Origin of the sequence: Corynebacterium sp. HMSC055G02 (assembly GCF_001809065.1) — a bacterium.
Lineage (GTDB): Bacteria > Actinomycetota > Actinomycetes > Mycobacteriales > Mycobacteriaceae > Corynebacterium > Corynebacterium jeikeium_D.
In genome coordinates, this window is the sequence record NZ_KV795659.1 from 1 (window position 1) to 20,791 (window position 20,791).

Consider the following 20,791-nt stretch of genomic DNA (forward strand, 5'->3'; position numbering starts at 1 on the left):
TTGTGTGGGGTTGGGTGCTGCGGCCCACTTTTGTACCTACGGGTAAACAGAATTAACTAGCGTTTTAGTGCTGCATTTTGCTGTTCGTATGCTTATTCCTATGCGGCGCGCTACGTCGGCGCCGTTTTAATTGCTCGACTCAGTCGGCTGTATCTTGGAATTCATGCGAGTGGGAATCGTGACTGGAGCATCTCGGGGCATAGGCGCCGTCTTTGCCGATAGACTTGGGCAGCTACGTCCAGACCTAGATGAAATTTGGTGTGTTTCTCGTAGCTACAACGATGATTCTTCCGGTGAAGACGCTGAGTTCTCGCAGAGGCAAGGTCCTCGTCTTCGATATCTTTGTCTAGATCAGTCCGATGATGATTTTGGCGATAAACTCCGGAATCATGTTGACCGCCATCACGCGACGATAGTTTATTTAATCCTCAATGCCGCGTATGCGAATTATGGCGATGTTAAAACCCAGGATTTTTCGCAGGCTGATCAAATGATACAGACGAATATTCGCGGTACGGTCGCAGCGGTTTACTCGCTAAACGATTTATTCGAAAAGAACGGCCACATCATTTTCGTTTCATCGATCTCAGCTGTAGCACCAACTCCAGGGCTGGCGGTGTACACAGCATCGAAAGCGTTTATTCGGCACTGGGGTATCTGCCTTGGAGAGGAATTGAAACCTAATGGTGTAACTGTAACTATTTGCTACCCGGGAAAGGTTAAGACCAAGGCGCTACGGGACGTCGTGAAGCAGGCGAAGTCGGTGAAGTTGCGTCTCATGCCGGAGCAGAATCTCAGTTATCTAGTGGAGCGCACGTTACGTGGAGCGGAGAGGGGTCGGGCGGAGGTAGCGCCCGGCCTATATGGCCTGGTGATGGCCCTATCCAAAACTGTGCCGAAACGTGTGGTGGCTCGATTCGCGCGGTTAGTTTGAGGCCGTCTAGATTCGCGGAATCAAACTTTCGTTTAACCCCCTGGGTTTGGTCCGTTTAGAAGCCAGCGTTATCTGAGTAGGCTACGAAGTATGCGTAAGTTATTCACAGCTGCTTCGGTGTATCTCGGTCTTGGTCTGTTTTCTGGCGTTTTCTATCGTGAATTTACCCGTGCGATGGATTTCGGGGATAAAACGCAGCTCAATACGCTGCACACGCATTTCCTTGTTCTTGGCACAATCTTTTTCTTGGTTGCGCTGGCATTGGATGGTCAATTCAATATTTCAGCTGTCAAGGGCTTTGATCGCTGGTTCATCGTTCAGAATGTCGGCATTGTTTGGACGATTGGCATGATGGTGGCTAACGGTATCGTGCACGTTGTTTCAGGCCCGGAGGCCTGGGGTGCGATGTACTCGGGAATTGCAGGACTCGGCCACATTATCCTGACGGTCGGCTTTGTGTGGTTCTTTATGCTTCTCAATAAGGCGCTGAAGAATCGTGAACGCGAGGTTCGCAAGGCCAACGCGGCCGTGTGAATTTCCAGTGGAAATGCGTGAGCTGGATTGCTGATTCGGCGTAGGCGATAAGGCGAAATAGAAACCCCGTGCAGAAACAATATCTGCACGGGGCGCTTTCATATAACGGCGACTATTCGTCTGCGATAGCGGCCAGGGGCGGTGTCTTCGCGGCTTTCTGACCAGGGCCGAGAGCAGCAATAATGCCCACAAGCGCAGACCCAAGCAGCATGAGAACGATCTGCAGCCACGGTACCGCGATAGTATTCAGGCCCTCATCCTTCAGCACGGTCAGAAGTGACCAGCCGAGGAACAAGCCGAGGACAATACCTACAACCGCGCCGAAAATGGAGATTTCCACAGATTCCAGGCGAATCATCCGGCGAATCCCCGAGCGTTGCAGGCCGACGGCCCGAAGCATGCCAATCTCCTGGCGGCGCTCGACAACTGAGAGTGCGACAGTATTGATAATTCCCAGAATCGAAATGATGACCGCCAGGGCCAGCAGAGCGTAGACGATTCCCAGCATGACATCGATAGAGGCATTAGCCAGACCCGCAAACTCCTTAGCAGTCATCACCTGTACTACGAGGTAGTCCGCAACTGCGTCGCTAAGCTTTTGCTTCATTTCATCCATGGAGCCGCTGTCTGCCGCGATGGAATCAGAAATATCGACGTAGGTCTGGAAAGGCAACAGGTGGCTGCTTTTGACATATTTATGGGCGGCTTCGTCGGAGACCATAATCGACTGGCCGGGATCACTTGTGTCAGCAAAAATGCCGGTGACGGGGAGCCGTGTTATGCCGCCTTTGGAAACAACTGCGAGTTCAGTGCCAACGTTCCAACTATTCTTTTTCGCTGTTGATTCGCTGATGACAATTCCCGCATCCGGCTTGGCCAGATCCAGGGAGCCCTGGATGGCGCGAGTGCCGTACCATTTGCCGACGTTGGAGTTGAAAACCGACGCATTACTAGATTCCGGTCCGACTTCAGTTTGTTCGCCGTCGGAAGCTATCATCGTGGCGGCTTCCTCAGGTGGGATTACCAGTAGCGCGCCAATCGACAAGGTTGCGGTGTCGTCGACACCATCGATATCCTTCACCGCATCCTCGACCCCAAGTGGCAGGGCCGAATGCGCGGTCAGAGGTGGCGAGAGCACGAAGTCAGCCGTCAGATTGGTCTCTGACCACTCATTGACCGCCTCCTTCATGGACACACCGAACATGCCAATCACAGTCACCAGCGCAAGCCCGAGCGTCAGTGCAAACGATGTGGTTCCCGTTCTGCGCGGATTGCGGTGGGAGTTCGTCGCCGCAAGCTTGCCGACGGTTCCAAAAGGCGCACCTACGACGCGCCCCAGTCCTCCGATCAGAGGCATGGACAGCGCGGGGCCGACAAGCCAGACGGAGGCTACGGCCATCACTGCACCGACACCAACGAAGATGGCACGAATCTTGGTTTCTGCGTCGTTCCACTGCAATGCCCAGGCAATGATTGCGATCGCGGCGGACGCCAGCACAGTACCGGTCCACGTCCTAGCACTGAGGCTATTGCTGGTTGTTTGATCCCCAGAGCGCATGGCTTCTACAGGAGGGACCGCGCCAGCGCGGGCGGCCGGCGTCCAGGCGGCGATCATGGTGATGGCCACGCCGACAAGGAGAGGAACGATGACTGCCACCGGTTCGAATGTCAGGCCATCGCCGGGCATGGAGATACTCATGGCATCGAGAAGCATGAATAGCCCCTGGCTCAGCCCAAATCCCGTGATGACACCTAGTGCGGAACCGATGAGGCCAACAATGAATGCCTCCAAGAGGACGGACGCAGTGAGCTGTCGTCGTGAAGCACCGAGGGCGCGGAGGAGAGCGAACTCCTTCATGCGCTGAGTGACCAGCATGGTGAAAGTATTGGAGATGATGAAGATGCCCACAAGCAGCCCGATGAGCCCGAAAGCGATGAGGAAGTAGTTGACAAAGCTTAAGGCAGAGGAGACACGTTCGGAGGCCTCCTCGGCGAGCTTAGAGCCTGCCTCTACCTTGAGCTCGGGGAATGCTTCTGCGACATCACGGGTAAGCGTGGCAGCGTCAGTGGTGGAATCGGCGGCGAGGGTGAACATGTCCATATGGCTGTCCGCGCCGTAGAGCTTGCGCCACTGATTCTGGGTGAAAAAGACCGCGAGGTAGCCGGTTTCGTCGATGGAGGTATCAGCGATGCCGACAACCTTCACCGTCGCCCGATCGAGGCGGGTGGCCACTTTGATTTCAGTGCCGACGTGGAGGTTGCCGAGTTCGGCGGTGGTGGAGTTGACGACCACCTCACCTGGTGTTTCCGGCGCGTGCCCCTCGGTAACCGTGACCTTGTTGCCCACCGCTTCGGCCGCTGGATAGTAGGGAAGACCCATCGATGGCGAACCATTGGTTTGAATCGGCTTGCCGTCGGCTCCTGTGGCCGTAATGCTGTTGTTGGGATCGCCAATGTTGAGGGCTCGGACCCCGGGGAAGCTTTCGATTTCCTGCGCGGTTTCTTCGGTGAGAGCACCGGGATTGTCAGCTGGGGCCGTCACCACCACGTCGACACCGTCATAAGCGGTACTCATTGCGCCCTTAAAGGCCTTGTCCAGCGATGATGTGAACACAAATGCGCCGGTGATGAAGGCTGTGCCCAGCACGACCGAAATAATTGTGAGCACGAGGCGCAACTTGTGCGAGGTGATATTACGCCAGGCGACGCGGCTTAGCGTGGAAGACGATGATGCCATGGGGAGAGATGACCTGCCTTCCTAAAGATTCTCAATATCTGCCATGCGCGCCAAAATATCGGCGGGCGTGGGGTTGCGAAGCTCGTCAACCACGCGGCCATCCGCGAGGAACACAACACGGTCTGCGTAGGACGCGGCGGTGGCATCATGCGTCACAATGACGACGGTTTGGCCGATGTCATCAACCGCATCGCGGAGAATCGTCAATACCTCACGAGATGAGTTCGAGTCCAAGTTGCCCGTCGGCTCATCGCCAAAGATGATCTCCGGCCGGCTGACAATGGCACGCGCACAGGCGACACGCTGCTGCTGGCCACCGGACAGTTCCGAGGGGCGGTGCGTAAGCCGTTCTTTAAGCCCGAGGCGCGTGGTGATTTCCTCGAACCACTGCTTGTCCACCTTCCGACCAGCGATATTGATAGGCAGGGTGATGTTCTCTGCCGCCGTCAACGTCGGCACCAGGTTGAAGGACTGGAACACAAAGCCCAGGCGATCACGCCGCAGCGCCGTGATTTCCTTGTCCGACAGCTTCGACAGATCCGTCGTGCCGATGTACGCGCTTCCCGACGTCGCGGAGTCCAAACCGGCCATGCAGTGCATCAATGTCGACTTACCGGACCCGGACGGGCCCATAATCGCGGTGAACTCACCAGCGGCAAAAGAGATATCGACATGGTCCAGTGCAGTAACAGCGGCATTGCCGACACCGTACTTCTTGGTGAGCCTCTCAGCGTAGGCCGCCGCTGGTGGGGCGGAATGTTCCAAAGAAGATTCAGCGGATGATTTAGCGGATTGTTGTGCATGCTTGGCAGACATGGGGGAGGGGGTTCTCTTCTAATTAGATTTGATCAACGGCGAATTAATATCCGGCAGCGAAAGCGGATTGAAAACGCCGCGGCGGGAATGGAACGTTCGTTGTTCACCAGTCACGGGGTCAGCGAAACTCATTTCTACACAGACCAGGTGCAGGGGCTCCGAGGTATTCTCGGCCTCCAGCGGCAGAATCTCCGGGTAGTACTGGTCACCCAGGATGGGAAAGCCCAGCTCACTCAAGTGCAGCCGCAGCTGATGAGTGCGTCCGGTGATGGGTTTCAATTGCCACAGCGCAACGCGACCACTGTCGGCAGCGAGGCCGTCGGCGTCCGAAGGCACGTCGACAAGCGAAATGTGCTCGATGATGGTGTGGGCGTTTGGCTCGCCCTCGAGAGTATAAGCCTGCATTTGGCCAGCAATCTTGTGCTGTCGCGTGCGCAACTCTAGCGGGGGCTCGGGCAGGGCTTCGCTGGTCGCGCCAGCGATGGGTGTGGGCGATGTCAGCGCGTGATAGCGCTTAGTGACTTCCCCAGATGCGAAAAGCCCCTGGTAGGCGCCACGAACTTCGCGCCGGGCGGTAAAGATGAGCAACCCCGACGTCAGTCTGTCGAGGCGATGCGCGGGAACCAACTCCGGATTTCCCAGCTCCCGCCGCAGGCGTACGACAGCGGTTTCCGTGATGTGTCGGCCGCGTGGCATCGTTGCCAAAAACGACGGCTTGTCGACGACCACAAGGTTGTCATCTTGAAAGACAATCGGCATCGGCCCCGCGATTGTGCGCTCCGGTGCCGGGGTGCGGTAAAACCACATTTCCGCGCCGGGCTTCACCATGTCATCCGGACTGTACGGCACTGAGTTGGCGCGAACGACGAGCCCATCTGCAAAGCGTTTAGCCACGGCCGCTTCATCATCGTCCGGGTGGCGGTGGGTTTGACCTGCGATAGCGCCTGTGAGCAGATCCCACGCACGGGTGGGGGCATCGCCACGACGCCCGGGAGCGGCGATGCGGGATGGGTTGAGCCCATTGCGAATGGGCAGTGGCATGCGACGCATACGGCTGACTTTAACAGGTGCCCCGGATTCATCTGGCGGGCAAGCGGAGCTGCTGTGGCAGAGCGGTGTTGGTATCGCCCCTAATGGCGTAGGTGGACAACATTCTGCCCTGTCGGTCGCAACATAATGGGGGTAGGGTGGAGGTGAAAGTAATAAAAAGGTTGGCTCGGAAGAGTTGACTAAATAGCAAAGCTTGTCCATTAAAATGGCGTCCAAGCAGGTGCGATAGGTGTAGCTGCGTTGCGGTCGGGCCGCGGAGAGCCAATTTTTATGGATCGCATAATAAGGAGGCAATCAATGCCAAGGCAGAACATCATTGTGTGCGCGGTCGATGGCTCGGAGGCATCCAAGACCGCCGTCAAGTGGGCCGCTAACACCGCAGTGAAGCGCGGTGAGCCACTCCGTCTGGTCAGCAGCTACTCCATGCCACAGTTCCTCTACGCAGAGGGCATGGTTCCGCCGCAGGAGCTTTACGACGATCTTGAGGCCGAAACCCTGGAGAAGATTAACGAGGCCAAGAAGATTGCCCTCGACTTCGCACCATCGGTAGATGTCAGCCACCAGATTGAAGAGGGCAGCCCGATTGACATGCTGCTCGACCTGTCTGAGCAGGCAACCATGGTGGTTATGGGCTCTCGCGGTCTGGGTGGGCTCTCTGGCATGGTCATGGGTTCGGTTTCCGCCGCTGTTGTTTCCCACGCATCGTGCCCGGTTGTTGTTGTCCGCGAGGACAACCTGGTCACCGATGAGACCAAGTACGGCCCGGTCGTTGTCGGCGTCGATGGCTCCGATATTTCCGAAAAGGCAACGGAGTACGCATTCCGTGAGGCCGATGCCCGTGGTGCAGAGCTGATTGCAGTTCACACCTGGATGGACATGCAGGTACAGGCTTCCCTGGCTGGCCTTTCTGCAGCTCAGAGCCAGTGGCAGGTTGTGGAAGAGGAGCAGAAGGCTCTGCTCGGCCACCGTCTGGAGAAGTACGCTAAGAAGTACCCGGAAGTGGCCATCAAGAAGGTTGTTACCCGCGACCGCCCGGTTCGTGCTCTGGCTGATGCCTCGGAAGGCTCGCAGCTGCTGGTCGTCGGCAGCCACGGCCGCGGAGGTTTCAAGGGCATGCTGCTCGGCTCCACTTCGCGTGCACTCCTGCAGGCGGCTGCTTGCCCGATGATGGTCGTCCGCCCGGAGACTGACGCCTAAAGCGCCCTTCGAGGGGGCTGAGAAAAGACGCCGGCGGCGGTCGTCGAGGCGCGGTTAGCGCCGAGAGTAGAAACCGTTACCGAATATTTATAAGTAGAACCTAGCCGGTTTCCGACAGGTGTCGGGGCCGGCTTCGGTTTATCCAAATGAGGCCTCTCGTCTGCATAAACCCTGTTTTCATGCAGAAAGTGCAGATTTTATAAGAGTTTTCCTGTGGCTATCCGACTGTTATCTCGCTAGTTTCTCAGTGGCCGAAATGGCCTGATAGTGCTTGCAGTGTATGCAAGAGTTTTCGGAAAGACTTATAGTTGAGTCAGAACGATTTCGGGAAAGGAATATCTATCATGAACGAGATTCTTCTTGCTGCCTCCTTTAGTCCCACGATGGGCTTCATCAGCTGGATTATCATCGGTGGTCTTGCCGGCTGGATCGGCTCTAAGATCATGAACACCGATGAACAGATGGGCGTCGTCCTGAATATCGTCGTTGGTATCGTCGGTGGTTTCTTGGGCGGTTGGCTGCTCACCCTGTTCGGCGTTGATGTCGCCGGTGGCGGAAAGTTCTTCAGCTTCCTCACCTGTCTGCTCGGCGCCGTGATCCTGTTGTGGATTGTCGGCCTGGTTCAAAAGCGCAAGTAAGCCAAGCAAAACAGCGCGACTATGCACGAAGCGTCGTAACGCTGCTATCTACTGGATAGTGAGCTAGAGCGCGGGGCATCTCATCAACATTGAGATGCCCTTTTTTTGTTGTGCGGTTGTCGTGAAGTTGGCGTTCTGCGATTGTCGCGACATCTGTTGGGGGCGGCAATCATCGCACGCTAAAGTAGGACTAGAGGCTGAAAGACTGACTAGTTTGTTCTTTTACAAAATCACAGTCGCAGATACGCCTACAATGGAATATCACAGACTATGAACGCCCTGTTCAGTGCTCTGAAAGCAATGGCGCTAATGCCGGTGTTTGCGAGTAAGCAGCTGTTAGAACGGGGTGTGACTTTGGAAGGACGAGAGGTACTGCCGTGGCAGAAGCGACAACGGGCAAGGGCGCAAAAGGCGGCCGCGCTTCCTCTCGCCGTCGTAACCGCCCCAGTCCGCGGGAGCGCCTCCTGGCATCAGCGACAACTCTGTTTACAACAGAGGGTATCCGCGTTGTCGGCATTGACCGCATCCTGCGGGAAGCTGATGTGGCCAAAGCCAGCCTGTATTCGTTGTTTGGATCCAAGGACAAGCTGGTCATCGCGTATCTGCAAGACCTCGATGCCAAATGGCGGGAGGCTTGGGAGCAGCGAGTGGCCTCGTTGGATACCCCGGCGGAGAAGATTCTCGCGTTCTTTGATCAGTGTATTGCGGAGCAGCCGGCAATCGACTTCCGTGGTTCACACTTCCAGAATGCGGCTAGTGAATATCCGCGGCCGGAAACGGAGTCGGAGCAGGACATCCGTCAGGCCGCAGCCGATCACCGTTCCTGGGTTTGGCAACAGCTACACACGCTGCTGACTGAAAATGAATCTAGTATGCCGTCTGCTCACGCAAATATGCTGTTGCTCTACCTCGACGGCGGCCTCGCGGGTGCCAAGATGTCCAAGGATCTGAACCCGCTGCAGATGGCGCGCGACCTGGCCCGTGACTTGGTCACGTAAATACCTAATTCCCTTTTTAACGCGCCCTAGTTCTCGCCTTTTGCTCACGGGCTAATCTCGGAAGCGTTTCCAGTCCGACTCCTTTGAGCCGGTGGCTTTCTTAACCATATTCTTCGTATTCTGGCCGAGCAGCATTCCCAGGTTCTTTGCAATCAGAATTGGTTTCGGCCGCTTCTGCGCCTTTTGTGCTTTCTCGGCTTGTCGTTTCATGTCGTCCCGCACTTTAGCCAGGCCGGGAAGCGGCGGAACTATACCCGAGGAAATCTTCATATCCTGCGTCAGGGATGGCAAATTGTCCTGAGCGCCAGGCCGCATCTGGGTCACCATGTAGCGAACCTTCGCAATTTTCAAAGCCTGGGCATATTCTTCTTCCTGCTTTGCTTTACGGCGGTCCCGCGATTCCTTCTCAATAGCGGCATATTCGCTCTTATACTGCTTTATTTTCCACGGAGCGAATGCGGATTTGATATAAAAGTGACGCTTGGCCTGCTTTAACTTCTTCTTTTCTTCCCGCTCCGATTCGTATTCACCCTTTTGGTGGTTTTGAAGAGTTCGGAAATCGTCCGTGAGCGGGTAGGTCTTTTCCACATAGCGGGTGAGAATGATATTTTGGGTCAGTGTCCAGAAGTTATTGGTGACCCAGTAGACAATTAGAGCCACAGGTGTTGGGCCAAAGAAACCCGCGAAGAGGATCATCAGCGGTGCGTAGATAAGCATTACGCGCATGAATTTGCTGAGGAATACACTGACGCTATTGGAATAGTCGAGAGTGCGCTGCAACCGGCGGTAGGAAATGACCAAGTTAAAACCGGTGAAAATGGCCGCTGCCACGATGCCGATAATGCAGAAAGTTAACAGCGAATCATGATTGCCCCCAAGGATTTGTAGTTGCTCCGGGTCCATGCGCAGATATGCGGGTAGAGGCTGTCCCAAGAATGTCGCGCTCAGAAAGTCGGAGATCTCATCCTTAGAGATGAATCCGACATTATGAGACGCAGGCAGCCCAGGCCCCTCAGACGCCCGCAGCATGTGCCTCAGCATGCGAACAAGGCCCATAATCACGGGAATCTGGACGAAGAGGGGCGCCAGCATTACGGAGGTCTTAATCCCCTCTGCTTTGCGCATTTCCTTGCTGGCAAAGTTTACGTATTGTGGCGAGTTCGGCTCGATGCTCCTGCGGTAGCGCTCCTTGAGCATAAAAAGCTGCGGCCGTAGGTTGGCTGTCTTGCGCGCCGAGATAAATTGCTGGAACGCGAGAAACGCTAAAGCGCCACGCACCGTAAACACCAGCAGGAAGAGAGAAAGCGTCCAGGACAGAGAAGACGGCAGGTGAAACACTGAGGCCAGTAAAAGGTGCCACGCCTTAAGGACAAACGAGACCAGCCAAACGAATGGTTCCAAAATGACCACGGGCCGACTCCTCCATGTCAAGGATAAGAAAAGTAAGACAACCGGATGAGGCCGGTGTGCCAATTCCAGCCGCTATCCTAGCGACTCGAATTACCTGCCCCAACTTTAAAACAGGGCCCCGCTGTGGCGGGACCCTGTTTTAAAGATAGTAAAGCTGGGTGAAACCCAGTGGAAGGCAAACGGACCTGGGTGAGAACTAGTTAGCGCTCTCGTACTTTTCAATAATGTGCTTTGGCAGCGCACCACGGTCTGCAACATCCATGCCATTCTCTCGTGCCCACTGGCGAATCTTGCGATTGCGATCACGGGCCTCAGCGGCATTGGGATTAGCGGAAGAGCGCTTACGCGGAGCTACAACCGTGCTGTGATCAATGGAAGCTTTCGCAATATACGGTTCTAATACCTGCTCGAACTTCTCTGCATTTTCCTGAGAGAGGTCGAGAATGTAGTTCTTACCGCGGAAAGAGAAACGAACGACTTGGTGATCTGCGGAATCAAGCGGAGTCCCATCGAGGTCGTCGATGTACTGAATTAGTTCGCGGCGTGCCATAGAATCCCTGCCTAAGCTTGGTGCTGAACTTGTAATAATGAAGAAGGCTTACAGTGAAACTTCAATACGGTGAAACTTCAAATTAATATCGAGCCCTTTTTTCTTTCCCCCACAGTATAAGTGCAAAGAAATTTAATGTCTATTGACGATAATTGAGCTCGATTGTGCAACTTATATTGAATACATGGTTTGTTAATAATTCGATTAATTGTGCACAAGAACTTGGGGTAATAAAAAGACGGCCCTGCATGTTGTGCAGGGCCGTCGTGAACAGCAACTACGCCACTGAGGGCGCAATGCGGGGTGCGCTCTCGGTAGTCGTCGTAAAGCGAAAGGACGAGAAGGCGCTTAAGCCTGGGTCATGCCCTGACCCGGCTTGCCGCGGTAGGTAGCGGCGACGAAAAGCGGCTGGTTCGGTTCTTCCTTGACCTCGACAAGGCGGTACTCAGAGGTAACGTCCTCGCGGCCGAAGTAGACGGCAGTGTAGCCGTGGCGGTCGAACTCGAGGTAGTTGACGTACGGGTTCGCAGCCTTGAGTCCAGCGGTAGCAGCCAAGGAAATCGGGTTGTCCTGAGGCAGCTTCACAATGTCATCGATATTCGGGGCGCTGACGGAAGTACAGACAATCTCAATAGCGGCAATGCCGGCACTCGGGTACTCGCCCGGGACCTTCGGTACGTTGCAGTTCCAGGAGGAGTGAATATCGCCGGTGAGGAAGACAACGTTGTCGTAGCCTTCCTTATCCATGATGTTGATCAGCTTACGACGCTCAGCAGCGTAGCCATCCCACTGATCCAAGTTGTACGGCAGGCCGTCCTGAGGCAAGCTCAGCAGCTCGGTGACAGCGCGGGTGGCCTCCGGATCCAGCGGCGGAACCAGCACCGGAGTGAACATGACGGAGTTGCCCACGACACGCCACTTTGCGCTCGAGGAACGCCACTGGCCGAGCAGGTAATTGAACTGCTCAGAGCCGAGCATGGAGCGGTTCTCATCATCGGTCTCGCCAGCGCGGATGAACTTCAGCTGCTGGTCACGGTAGGTGCGCAGGTCCAGCATGGTCAGGTCGGCGAGATCGCCGAAACGGAAGCTGCGGTAGAGCTTTCCGCCCTGGGAGAACGGGACCGCGCGAACCGGCAGCCACTCCAGGTACGCCTGGATAGCGGCGTCGCGGCGGGCAATGTAGTCGCCTTCGGTCTCCGGGTCGTGGTTCTCAGCGCCACTGTGCCAATCATCGTTGGCGACCTCGTGGTCGTCCCAGGTCACAATCCACGGCTTTGCGCGGTGAGCTTCCTGCAGGTCCGCATCGGTACGGTAGGTGGCGTAGCGCAGGCGGTAGTCAGCGAGAGAAATGATCTCGTGAGCCGGCTTGTGGTCACGAACCGGGCCCTTGCCGGAGTAGCCACCGGCCTCGTACTCGTAGATGTAGTCACCGACACACATAATGATGTCGATGCGGTCATTTTCCGCCATGTCGCGGTAAGCGGAGAAGAAGCCACTTTCCCAGTTAGCGCAGGAAGTCAGCGCGATGCCCAGGTGATCTGGCGAGGAGTTCACCGGCGGCGCAGTGCGAGTCTGGCCAATCGGGGAAACCTGGCCCGCGTGATCACCAGCGGTGACGGTAAAGCGGTAGAAGTAGTAGGAATCAGCGGAGAGACCCTTGACATCGATCTTGACAGTGTTGTCAGCATCCGGGTCGGTGTTCAGGGCACCAGAGGCAACGATGTTGCCGAAGCCCTCATCAGAAGCGACTTCCCACTTCAGTGCAACAGGACGGCCCTGGTTTGCACCTGCGGTATCGCCTGGGTGTGAGGTCACACGAGTCCAGATAAGAACCGAGTCCGGCAGTGGGTCGCCAGAGGCCACGCCGTGTTGGAATACCTGAAAACCACCGGAACCGCCAGCATTAGCTGGGGACTGTGACTCAGGATTGGCCCCCGCACTGGTAGCGGTTGCCAGGCCGATGGCTCCGGCAGCAGCACCGGTAGCGCCGGCACGCAGTACGGCACGACGAGAAGGGGTGAATGGCTTTTGGGCTGTTGCGTCGCTGTACGAGACCGCACCGTTCAGATTCGAGGCTGCAGTCTGAGATTTATCTGAAGATGGCATAGCCCTCATTACAGTAGTTCTCAGTCCGTAGCGCCATTGGTGGGAAAAAATAGCCCGATACGGGGGTAATAAGAGCAAAAGCGCGACTGTTGCTGTTCAACAACAGTCGCGCTCAATTCGATGAATCTCGGCGAGTGGCCTCAACCTGAAGCGGCCGGGTTTACGCGCCCAGCTCCGAAATAATCTGGCGGTCCAGCGAATCCAGCTCCGCGGTAATGGAGTGGTGCGCGCGACGACGCTGCTCCGGGGTCATCTTCTCGGCAGTATTAATAGCATCAGTCATGACATCCAGACGCGAGTTGGCGTCCTTGATAAAACCATCGATGCCCTTGGCGCCCGACTTACGCAGCTCCGTCAGCGAACCGCGAGTAGCCTCAATGCGGGCCAGCAGCGGTGCACCGTGCCCCTGGTAACGAGCGGCATCATTAGCGGAAACACCGAACTTCTGCGCGGCCGACGAGTGTTCACGGCGCTGAATGGCAGTGATAGCGCGGTAGGCCAGCGGAACCAGCACCGGTACCAGCAGGCGCGCGCCACCGATCCACGACTTTGCCTTATCCTTGTTGAAGCCCTGGCTGCGCTGCTGTGCCAGGATCTTCTCGGCCATCTTGGTCTGGTGACGCTGCTTGGCAGCCAGCGCCTTCTTCTCGTCCTTGGCACTTGCCTTGCGGATCTTCTCCGCGCGCTTCAGAGCACGGTTTTCCAGCTTGAGTTCCTTCTTACCGAGCTTTTCCTCAGAACGAACGCGGCCAGCGGCCTCCTTCAGCTCCAGCTTGTGCTGGTGCTTCTGGTCGCGCTTAGCGGCCTTGACCTCAGCCTTGTGTGCCTTGCGATTAAGTCGAGCTGCGTGGCGAGCCTCTTCCTTAGCCTTCGCCTTGGCAGCCTTCACCTGCTTGGCGGTTTCGCGCCGACGCTCACGGATGTCACCCAAGAAGCTCATTTTTTCCTTCGCCTAGTTGCTCGCAGATAGTCCCTCCGGAAAAGCGGGGCGGAAAACCCTTAAACCCCACCGCGCCGGAGTGCGCTTGCCAGATGCAGTGGCTGCATCACGATTCTTGCTATCCAAGCTTAACGTGAAACTTCCTACCGAGTGGCGATACGCTAATTCTCATTGTGACTGATTCATCCGTTTCGCGCCCGCTTCTCCACGCGAGCGACCTCATCGGCTGCCGCTACCGGCTGAGCCTCGACCTGCGCGAGGGGCGGCTAGTCGAACCTGCTTCTCACCACGAGCACCGCTTGCCGACGTCCATCGCGTCCATCCCCGGCCTGTACACAGTGACCTCGGGGCCGGACGCTCACCTGGATACCCTTGAGGCCATCGCCCGTGGAGAAAGCGTCATCGCCGGTGGCGTGCTCATGCATGAGCGCCCGATTCCCGGTGGGGTGTACTCGGGAATCGACGAGATTTGCCACCCCGATCTGCTGGTCAAGGTCGATGATTCACCGCAGACGACCTCTCCGACGTACATGCCGGTCCTGGTTGTCACACGGCACCTGCTCTCTGCGCGCAAACAGGGCCGGCGGCGTAAGCCGTCGTCAAGCAATGCGGCGCGTGCGGCGGCGATGCAGGTACGACTGCTGGGCGTTGACCGGCTCGGGCGTGATGGTGTGATGGGGCGGACCCTGCGTCAGGCGATGGTTGTCACGGATGAGTGGAAGCTACGGCATTACGGACCTGATGCTGTGAAGCTGGGGCAGGCGGCGGCGATGCTGCACCGGCTGGGCGTGTCCTGTGGCCTGGTGGGGGCGATTAGTGCCACCGGAATGAATCTGGATACACGGCATATCGTCATTGCTGATGAGGGTTCGCGCGTGGCCTCGTACCGGATGGCGTTGCGCGACGCGCGTGATGCCGTCGCTGCCACTCAGGGGCGACCGTCACGATTTACGCCGGGCACCTGGCCGCTGGCGCCGCGGCGCATCCGGGAGTGCCGAACCTGCCATCACCACGACCGTTGCTTCGATGAGCTGACCGCAAGTGACGACATTTCCCTCCTTCTACCTGGGGATAAGTCCATGCGGTTGCGCAGCGTGGGCATCGACACGGTCACGGCATTGGCGCAGGCGAGTACCAACACTCCGCACGTCAGCAAGGAGCAGGTGTGGATGGCGAGGGCGCGGCTTGCCGACGTCGACGCGCTCCGGGTAGCCGCCAAGACATCGGCCCCGCGTGGCGATGTCGAGATGGACATCGATATGGAGGCGTATCCCAACGATGGCGCCTACCTGTGGGGAACGTGGGTGCCTGGGGAGGACTACCGCGGGTTTATCACCTGGGAGCCACCGGGGCCAGAAGGGCTCGGTGGCACGGCAGAGGCCAGGAACTTTGCGATTTTCTGGGATTACCTGATGCGTCGTCGAAATGCGGCGCATGAACAAGGCAAGACCTTCCGCGCCTATTGCTGGGCGGCAGAGGGTGAGAACTATTGGCTGCGTCAGAGCGCCACCCGGTTCGGCGGCCAGGAATTTGTGGTGCCCGCAGATTCGGCGGAGCTGGCTACAGGCGATGCGGCTGGTTCCAGTTCCGAGGCAGCTGGCCCGACAAAGATTGTGCGGGTGCCGACCCGCGAAGAAGTGGACAAGTTCATTGCCTCGGAGGACTGGGTGGACATGCTGAAGGTCGCCCGTCGCCAGATCCTCTCCACCGTCGGCATGGGGCTTAAAGTCGTGGCCCCGTGGTCGGGCTTCCACTGGCGCGACGCCGATGTTGACGGCGAGGCATCGCTGGATCTGTATCGCATTGCGACGGCCACTGACCTTGACTTTGTCTCGGAACAGTCCTTTGAAAAGCTCACGCAAGCCGAGGCTCGCGCCATGCTGCTGCGCTACAACGGCGATGACTGCCGATCGGTAGCCCACGTCCGCGACTGGCTGGATTCACAGCGCGCGGCCGCGGACCTGCCGCATGGGGATGACCTGCCGGTTCCTTAGCGCGCTAACCACGCGCCCACGTGCCGCGCCGGGCGAACTTAGGTGAGACCTTCTTCATCGCAGCATTGCGAATAATGGCCGTGTTCTTGCGGGCTAACAGCAGCAACTGCTGTGTGCGCTCGGCACGGAATGTTGAGCGAGGCGATCGGTGCACATCGCGGAAAAGTCGCTTGGTCGCCGCCAGCTGATCCGGCGAACGCGTCGCCAGCTGTGCCAATTTCTCCTTGGCCAGCTCAAGCGCAGCGTCCTCCGTGTCCACGGCCCACGTCGCCAGACCAATCTCAGTTGCTTCCTTGCCGTTGAGTTCTTCGCCAGACATAGTCAGCCAACGTGCAGTATCGGCGCTGACCTCGTCGAGAATGGTTCGCATACCGGACATATCCGGAATCAGCCCCCACTTCGCTTCGAGGATTGACCACTTGGCATCGCTCGTCGTAATGCGGAAATCAGCACCTAGCGCAATCTGTAGACCACCGCCGTAACAGTGCCCATGCACCGCCGCAATGACCGGCACCGGCAGGCGTCGCCAGTCCCAGCAGGCGCGCTGGAACAGGTTTGTGCCGTGGATATCGGGGACGAATGAGCGCAGAATGCGCGAGGGCTTCTTAAATGCCGACGCGAAATCGAGCCCAGCGCAAAACGATTTGCCCTCGCCACGTAGGATTACGCCACGCAGATCACGGTCAGCTGCCAGTTTCCGGGCGACGGCGGACAGCTCGGTCAGCATCTCAAGTGTTAGACCGTTGAGTTTGTCTCCGCGGTCCAAACTGACGACAGCGATTTTCGCCGCCTCTGAATCAGCTACGGCGAGGTATTCATAGGCGACGTTGACATTGTTGCTGGTGTTCATGGGCACTAACGCTAAACGACGGCTACGTGTGCCGCCTGGGAAATACCAAAAGTGGTCTCAAACAAGACACAAAAAACCGACCCGCTGAGGGTAAGCCCCGTCAGCGAGCCGGTAAGCCATCTTTAGCGCGCGGCAGGGACGCGTAAAAAGCCGCGCGCTGTTAGCTGAAATTACTTGGCAGCTGCGAACAGCTCTGCAGCGTAATCCCAGTTGAAGACGTTCCAGACAGCCTTGACGTAGTCAGCCTTGACGTTCTTGTACTGCAGGTAGAAAGCGTGCTCCCACATATCCAGCAGTAGAACCGGCTTCAGGTTGATGGACAGGTTGCCCTGCTGATCCGTCATCTGCTCAATAACCAGGCGCTCTGCAATGGTGTCGTAACCCAGAACAGCCCAGCCGGAGCCCTGCAGGCCCAGAGCAGCAGCGTTGAAGTGAGCCTGGAACTTCTCGAAAGAGCCGAAGTCGCGCTCGATAGCCTCAGCCAGCTCACCGGTCGGCTGGCCGCCACCGTTCGGGGACAGCAGCTTCCAGAACAGGGAGTGGTTGGTGTGGCCACCCAGGTTAAAGGCCAGGTCCTTGGACAGGCCGGTAACAGCTGCGAAGTCGCCGGACTCGCGAGCAGCAGCGAGCTTCTCCAGAGCAGCGTTGGCGCCGTTGACGTAATTAGCGTGGTGCTTGCTGTGGTGCAGCTCCATAATCTCGCCGGAGATGTGCGGCTCCAGAGCGTCGTAAGCGTAATCCAGCTCAGGAAGTTCGTACTTAGTCATTAGGAAAATTCCTCCTCAACACGTTTTTAGGTTGTGCCGTCGATGGTACTCAAGATGAGTGGATGCGCAACCATTTAAGCAATACAATTAATGCGAAATTCATAAAAAATGCTGTTCAGGGATATCTGTCACAAGTTTATGAACGCGGCGGCTGAGTGCGGCGAATCCACTTACTCACGCGCTTGAAGCGCATTCCGGCTGCGCCACCCAGGTCGTCGTCAAGCGGAATGTCGAGGATGGAAGCCCACGTTGGCAACATTTCTTCCTCGTACCGGTGGCCGTGACCACCGGGGACGGTGACGGAGGCGAGGCCGTCGATAAGCACCTGCCAGAAGGTGACGAACGGATGCCAGCGCATGGAGGGGAGAACATCGCGGCCGACGCGCTCTGCAAGCCAGTCGGGGCGGCGCCAGGCCAGTGGGTAATCCCACCAAACGATGGGGTCAGAGGCATGCTGCAGGAATGCGACGCGCGGGAATTCCCACGGCCCGAACTTGGTGCCATAGAAGGAGTGGTACAGCTCGTCGGGGCGCGTAGCGAAGCGGATGTTTCGCCCCTCGTCGATGACTGGAGCGATTTCCGGAGACCCCTTTGTCCGACGGTGCGTCAGCTCTTTCCACATCGCGGAGAACTGTGGTGCGCCCGTCCAGACAGCACCGTCGACGCGTGCGAGCATGTCAGCGGAATTCTCGAATGCGCCGAGCCCGCCAAACCCGCCGAGGGATTCACCGGCGACGTAGACCTTTGGCCGGTCGTTCTCCGGCATCTTGTCGACTTCCTGCAACACCCGATGGATAAGGGTGTGGCCAGCCGCGATTGGGGTTTCGTGGTCCGTTAGCCATGCCACTGGGGAGGGGAGGTCAGAGTACTGCAGAGCGACAGTGGCGCAGTTGCCAAGGGTCAAGAACTCTGCAGCCTGCGCCGACCACGGTGGCACCCAACCGGTGCCGGTGGTGGTGAAGACAACCAGATGATCGCGCCGAAACGCGCCGGTGCGGTGCATCTCGCGGATGATGAGCTCCGCCTGTTCCCGCAGAGAACGACCTGGCACCTTGCCCGCATAAATGCGGATGGGTTCCTGCAGTTCGGAGAGCGGCTTGCCAGTGACCACCGCCAAATCTCGGGCACGGGGGCCTTCGGCGACGAAGACGCGCCCCTCGGCGCCGAGTGCGTACCACGGCTCCAAAGACCATGGACTCCCGGAACGTTCCGGCTCCCAGGGCTGCATGCGGCCTGGAACTACCAGGGTATTCAGGTATCGGGACTTCTTGGCGATGGACTCCAAAGTCCGACGGATAAGCAGTCGATCAATGCTGGCGGCCACGGCACCACCGACGATGGCACCGCTGAGAACCGGGGCGAGACCGCGCGGCAGCCAGGGGCGGAGGTTGTCCCGCAGTAAGTCATAGCCGCGATTGGCCAGCGCGGAGAGCCCCCGAGTGGTCAGGTAGAGACCACTGGCAATCATTGTGGAGGCGAACTGGCTGCGTGCGGATTCCTGCTCATCCTTGCCCACCAGGCGGCCAATTTCGCGCTGCTGGGAAATGGAGCGCAGCCACAGCGCCGCGGTGGTGGCCGTGGTGGCAACATGCCAGGTCACGGCCAGTGCGCGCTCGTGTCGAGGTGCCGGCGCAAAGCGGCTGAGCGGAGTGCTGGCCAGACGCCGCATCGTCGTGTTGTAGCCATAGCCGATAGCCACCCCGGTGACATGGCCCGCCAGCTGTGCCAGGAAGGTCACAGTAACGGTGGCGATCCGAGTACGCGGCATCAGCGAGGGGCTAAAGGCAGCCCATGACGCAATTTCTGCACCAATTAGACCGGGGTTGGAGGGAATGCCCGCTCGCAGTGCGCTGCGGATAGTGCCAGGGCCGGTACCTAGGAGGCGTTCGCGAAAGACTTTGGTCGCCATCAGACTGCCGGTGCCGACTGCGCCCAGCGCTTTGGCCATGCCAGCTGTGCCAGCGACTCCTGTAATTCCCGTTCGCGCTGCTCGTGCAGCTCGCACTGTCCTGGTGGTTTCGATTGGCTGAGCTACAGGTGTGTTGCCCGTAGACGCAATCGAGGGCGCAATCGAAGTAAATGCGCGACGCAGGAATCCCATAACTCCCATCATGGCAAAATTTTTTCCACGGGGTTTATTCATCTCGCGCCAGTTTTCCGCACAAAGCGTAGCCTGTGGGGTGTCGCAACGTTTTCCGAATCGGTTGAGAAGGATCCGAGGGCTATGAAGCTATCCACAGGAAATAAGGTCGTGCTGATCGGCGCTGGCGACGTCGGCGTGGCATATGCGTACTCACTGGTCAACCAAGGCACTGTCGACCATTTGGCAATCATTGACATCGACGAAAAGAAGACGATGGGCAACGTCATGGACTTAAACCATGGCGTCGTGTGGGCGTCGTCGCGCACCAAAGTCACTCAGGGCACGTACGCCGACTGTGACGATGCCGCGCTGGTAGTCATCTGTGCAGGCGCAGCACAAAAGCCCGGCGAGACTCGCCTACAGCTGGTGGACAAGAACATGAAAATTATGAAGTCCATCGTCGATTCCGTCATGGCCAGCGGTTTTGATGGGCTCCTACTGATCGCCTCCAACCCCGTCGACGTACTCACATACGCCGCGTGGAAGTACTCCGGGCTGCCACACAACCGTGTCTTCGGCTCCGGCACCATCCTGGACACCGCACGTTTCCGTTACATGCTGGGTGAATACTACGATGTTTCCCCGATGAGCGTGCACGCATACATCATTGGTGAACACGGCGACTCCGAGCTGCCGGTGTTGTCCAGCGCCAACGTTGCAGGCGTCAGTCTGTCCAAGCGCCTCGCCGCCGACCCCGCGCTTCACGACGAGCTGGAGGACATCTTCATCCGAACCCGTGATGCCGCCTACGAGATTATCGATGCCAAGGGCTCCACTTCCTACGGAATCGGTATGGGTCTGGCCCGCATTACGCGCGCCATTTTCCAGAACCAAGAGGTAGCTCTGCCGGTCTCCGCATACTTGCAAGGTGAATACGGTCATGAGGACGTGTTCATCGGAACACCAGCCATTGTGAACCGTCGAGGAATTCGCCGCGTTATCGAGCTTGAGCTGGACGAATACGAAAAGAAGCAGCTGGACAAGTCCATTCAGACGCTCCGAGATGTGCAGGATCCATTCTGGAAGTAACTGCTGGTAGCGAGAGTAGATGTCTTCTCGACATGCGCTTTCGGCCGTCTCATTTGAGAATGAGAATGCCCACCTTCTATTGGCCCGCGTGGCCGACT

At 57.7% G+C, this 20,791-nt stretch carries 17 protein-coding genes; 7 read left to right on the plus strand and 10 right to left on the minus strand.

The genetic code is table 11. The annotated features are described in order from the left end of the window. Nucleotides 1–178 precede the first annotated feature (178 nt). Nucleotides 179–934 carry an SDR family NAD(P)-dependent oxidoreductase gene (locus tag HMPREF2547_RS06490; RefSeq protein ID WP_160310026.1) on the plus strand — a complete coding sequence of 252 codons (756 nt, stop codon included), beginning with the start codon at nt 179–181 and terminating at the stop codon, nt 932–934. A 90-nt stretch (nt 935–1,024) separates the two neighbouring features. After that, a complete protein-coding gene (locus tag HMPREF2547_RS06495) occupies nt 1,025–1,468 on the plus strand; it encodes a DUF2871 domain-containing protein (RefSeq protein WP_016421692.1) in 444 nt (147 codons plus the stop codon). Between the two features lie 112 nt (nt 1,469–1,580). On the opposite strand, the gene HMPREF2547_RS06500 is transcribed toward HMPREF2547_RS06495, so the two are convergent. From HMPREF2547_RS06500 to HMPREF2547_RS06510, 3 genes are read right to left on the minus strand one after another with little or no spacing between them, the layout of a single operon-like run. After that, entirely contained in the window at nt 1,581–4,205 is a 2,625-nt protein-coding gene (locus HMPREF2547_RS06500) for an ABC transporter permease (RefSeq protein ID WP_049171715.1), read from the minus strand. A gap of 21 nt (nt 4,206–4,226) precedes the next feature. After that, nucleotides 4,227–5,021, minus strand: a complete 795-nt coding sequence (locus HMPREF2547_RS06505; RefSeq protein ID WP_016421690.1) for an ABC transporter ATP-binding protein — start codon at nt 5,019–5,021, stop codon at nt 4,227–4,229. Nucleotides 5,022–5,039: 18 nt separating this feature from the next. Beyond that, nucleotides 5,040–6,071, minus strand: coding sequence for a pseudouridine synthase (locus tag HMPREF2547_RS06510; RefSeq protein ID WP_070605198.1), 1,032 nt, complete (start codon nt 6,069–6,071; stop codon nt 5,040–5,042). A gap of 297 nt (nt 6,072–6,368) precedes the next feature. On the opposite strand from HMPREF2547_RS06510, the gene HMPREF2547_RS06515 reads away from it, so the two are divergent. The 3 genes from HMPREF2547_RS06515 (at nt 6,369) to HMPREF2547_RS06525 (ending at nt 8,904) form a co-directional block, all read left to right on the plus strand. Then, the gene (locus HMPREF2547_RS06515) at nt 6,369–7,268 is read left to right on the plus strand and encodes a universal stress protein (RefSeq protein ID WP_005510554.1); all 900 of its coding nucleotides are present in this window, start codon (nt 6,369–6,371) and stop codon (nt 7,266–7,268) included. Between the two features lie 344 nt (nt 7,269–7,612). Beyond that, nucleotides 7,613–7,906 carry a GlsB/YeaQ/YmgE family stress response membrane protein gene (locus HMPREF2547_RS06520; protein ID WP_049171710.1) on the plus strand — a complete coding sequence of 98 codons (294 nt, stop codon included), beginning with the start codon at nt 7,613–7,615 and terminating at the stop codon, nt 7,904–7,906. A gap of 377 nt (nt 7,907–8,283) precedes the next feature. Beyond that, nucleotides 8,284–8,904, plus strand: coding sequence for a TetR/AcrR family transcriptional regulator (locus HMPREF2547_RS06525; RefSeq protein WP_048731284.1), 621 nt, complete (start codon nt 8,284–8,286; stop codon nt 8,902–8,904). 51 nt (nt 8,905–8,955) lie between these two features. Here HMPREF2547_RS06525 and yidC read toward each other — a convergent pair whose 3' ends face one another. The 4 genes from yidC to HMPREF2547_RS06545 form a co-directional block, all read right to left on the minus strand. Next, a complete protein-coding gene (gene yidC, locus HMPREF2547_RS06530; RefSeq protein ID WP_070605201.1) occupies nt 8,956–10,314 on the minus strand; it encodes a membrane protein insertase YidC in 1,359 nt (452 codons plus the stop codon). Between the two features lie 196 nt (nt 10,315–10,510). Continuing rightward, complete coding sequence (locus tag HMPREF2547_RS06535) at nt 10,511–10,864, minus strand: histone-like nucleoid-structuring protein Lsr2 (RefSeq protein WP_069359719.1); 354 nt, start codon at nt 10,862–10,864, stop codon at nt 10,511–10,513. 348 nt (nt 10,865–11,212) lie between these two features. Further along, nucleotides 11,213–12,970 (minus strand): alkaline phosphatase D family protein, encoded by a 1,758-nt coding sequence (locus HMPREF2547_RS06540; RefSeq protein ID WP_224784283.1) that lies wholly within the window; start codon nt 12,968–12,970, stop codon nt 11,213–11,215. 160 nt (nt 12,971–13,130) lie between these two features. Further along, the gene (locus HMPREF2547_RS06545; RefSeq protein WP_070602295.1) at nt 13,131–13,910 is read right to left on the minus strand and encodes a DUF6474 family protein; all 780 of its coding nucleotides are present in this window, start codon (nt 13,908–13,910) and stop codon (nt 13,131–13,133) included. A 173-nt stretch (nt 13,911–14,083) separates the two neighbouring features. Here HMPREF2547_RS06545 and HMPREF2547_RS06550 point away from each other — a divergent pair, with 173 nt between their 5' ends. After that, nucleotides 14,084–15,904 (plus strand): ribonuclease H-like domain-containing protein, encoded by a 1,821-nt coding sequence (locus HMPREF2547_RS06550; protein ID WP_070605203.1) that lies wholly within the window; start codon nt 14,084–14,086, stop codon nt 15,902–15,904. 4 nt (nt 15,905–15,908) lie between these two features. Here the strand turns inward: HMPREF2547_RS06550 and HMPREF2547_RS06555 are convergent, their stop codons facing one another. The 3 genes from HMPREF2547_RS06555 to HMPREF2547_RS06565 all read right to left on the minus strand — a co-directional run bounded on the left by HMPREF2547_RS06555 (nt 15,909) and on the right by HMPREF2547_RS06565 (nt 19,634). Next, a complete protein-coding gene (locus HMPREF2547_RS06555) occupies nt 15,909–16,754 on the minus strand; it encodes a crotonase/enoyl-CoA hydratase family protein (protein ID WP_070605205.1) in 846 nt (281 codons plus the stop codon). A gap of 170 nt (nt 16,755–16,924) precedes the next feature. Further along, complete coding sequence (locus HMPREF2547_RS06560; RefSeq protein ID WP_005510435.1) at nt 16,925–17,521, minus strand: superoxide dismutase; 597 nt, start codon at nt 17,519–17,521, stop codon at nt 16,925–16,927. A gap of 136 nt (nt 17,522–17,657) precedes the next feature. Beyond that, nucleotides 17,658–19,634, minus strand: a complete 1,977-nt coding sequence (locus HMPREF2547_RS06565) for an alpha/beta-hydrolase family protein (RefSeq protein ID WP_049193127.1) — start codon at nt 19,632–19,634, stop codon at nt 17,658–17,660. A gap of 111 nt (nt 19,635–19,745) precedes the next feature. Here HMPREF2547_RS06565 and HMPREF2547_RS06570 point away from each other — a divergent pair, with 111 nt between their 5' ends. Beyond that, on the plus strand, nt 19,746–20,693 hold the full coding sequence (locus HMPREF2547_RS06570) for an L-lactate dehydrogenase (protein WP_016421677.1): 948 nt from the start codon (nt 19,746–19,748) through the stop codon (nt 20,691–20,693). Nucleotides 20,694–20,791 lie beyond the last annotated feature (98 nt).

Coding starts and splice junctions, on each gene's coding strand:
- HMPREF2547_RS06540 (WP_224784283.1), bottom strand. CDS start 12,970: ATGCCATCTTCAGATAAATCTCAGACTGCAGCCTCGAATCTGAACGGT.
- HMPREF2547_RS06560 (WP_005510435.1), bottom strand. CDS start 17,521: ATGACTAAGTACGAACTTCCTGAGCTGGATTACGCTTACGACGCTCTG.
- HMPREF2547_RS06565 (WP_049193127.1), bottom strand. CDS start 19,634: ATGATGGGAGTTATGGGATTCCTGCGTCGCGCATTTACTTCGATTGCG.
- HMPREF2547_RS06500 (WP_049171715.1), bottom strand. CDS start 4,205: ATGGCATCATCGTCTTCCACGCTAAGCCGCGTCGCCTGGCGTAATATC.
- HMPREF2547_RS06570 (WP_016421677.1), top strand. CDS start 19,746: ATGAAGCTATCCACAGGAAATAAGGTCGTGCTGATCGGCGCTGGCGAC.
- HMPREF2547_RS06545 (WP_070602295.1), bottom strand. CDS start 13,910: ATGAGCTTCTTGGGTGACATCCGTGAGCGTCGGCGCGAAACCGCCAAG.
- HMPREF2547_RS06515 (WP_005510554.1), top strand. CDS start 6,369: ATGCCAAGGCAGAACATCATTGTGTGCGCGGTCGATGGCTCGGAGGCA.
- HMPREF2547_RS06495 (WP_016421692.1), top strand. CDS start 1,025: ATGCGTAAGTTATTCACAGCTGCTTCGGTGTATCTCGGTCTTGGTCTG.
- HMPREF2547_RS06555 (WP_070605205.1), bottom strand. CDS start 16,754: ATGAACACCAGCAACAATGTCAACGTCGCCTATGAATACCTCGCCGTA.
- HMPREF2547_RS06520 (WP_049171710.1), top strand. CDS start 7,613: ATGAACGAGATTCTTCTTGCTGCCTCCTTTAGTCCCACGATGGGCTTC.
- HMPREF2547_RS06505 (WP_016421690.1), bottom strand. CDS start 5,021: ATGTCTGCCAAGCATGCACAACAATCCGCTAAATCATCCGCTGAATCT.
- HMPREF2547_RS06510 (WP_070605198.1), bottom strand. CDS start 6,071: ATGCGTCGCATGCCACTGCCCATTCGCAATGGGCTCAACCCATCCCGC.
- HMPREF2547_RS06535 (WP_069359719.1), bottom strand. CDS start 10,864: ATGGCACGCCGCGAACTAATTCAGTACATCGACGACCTCGATGGGACT.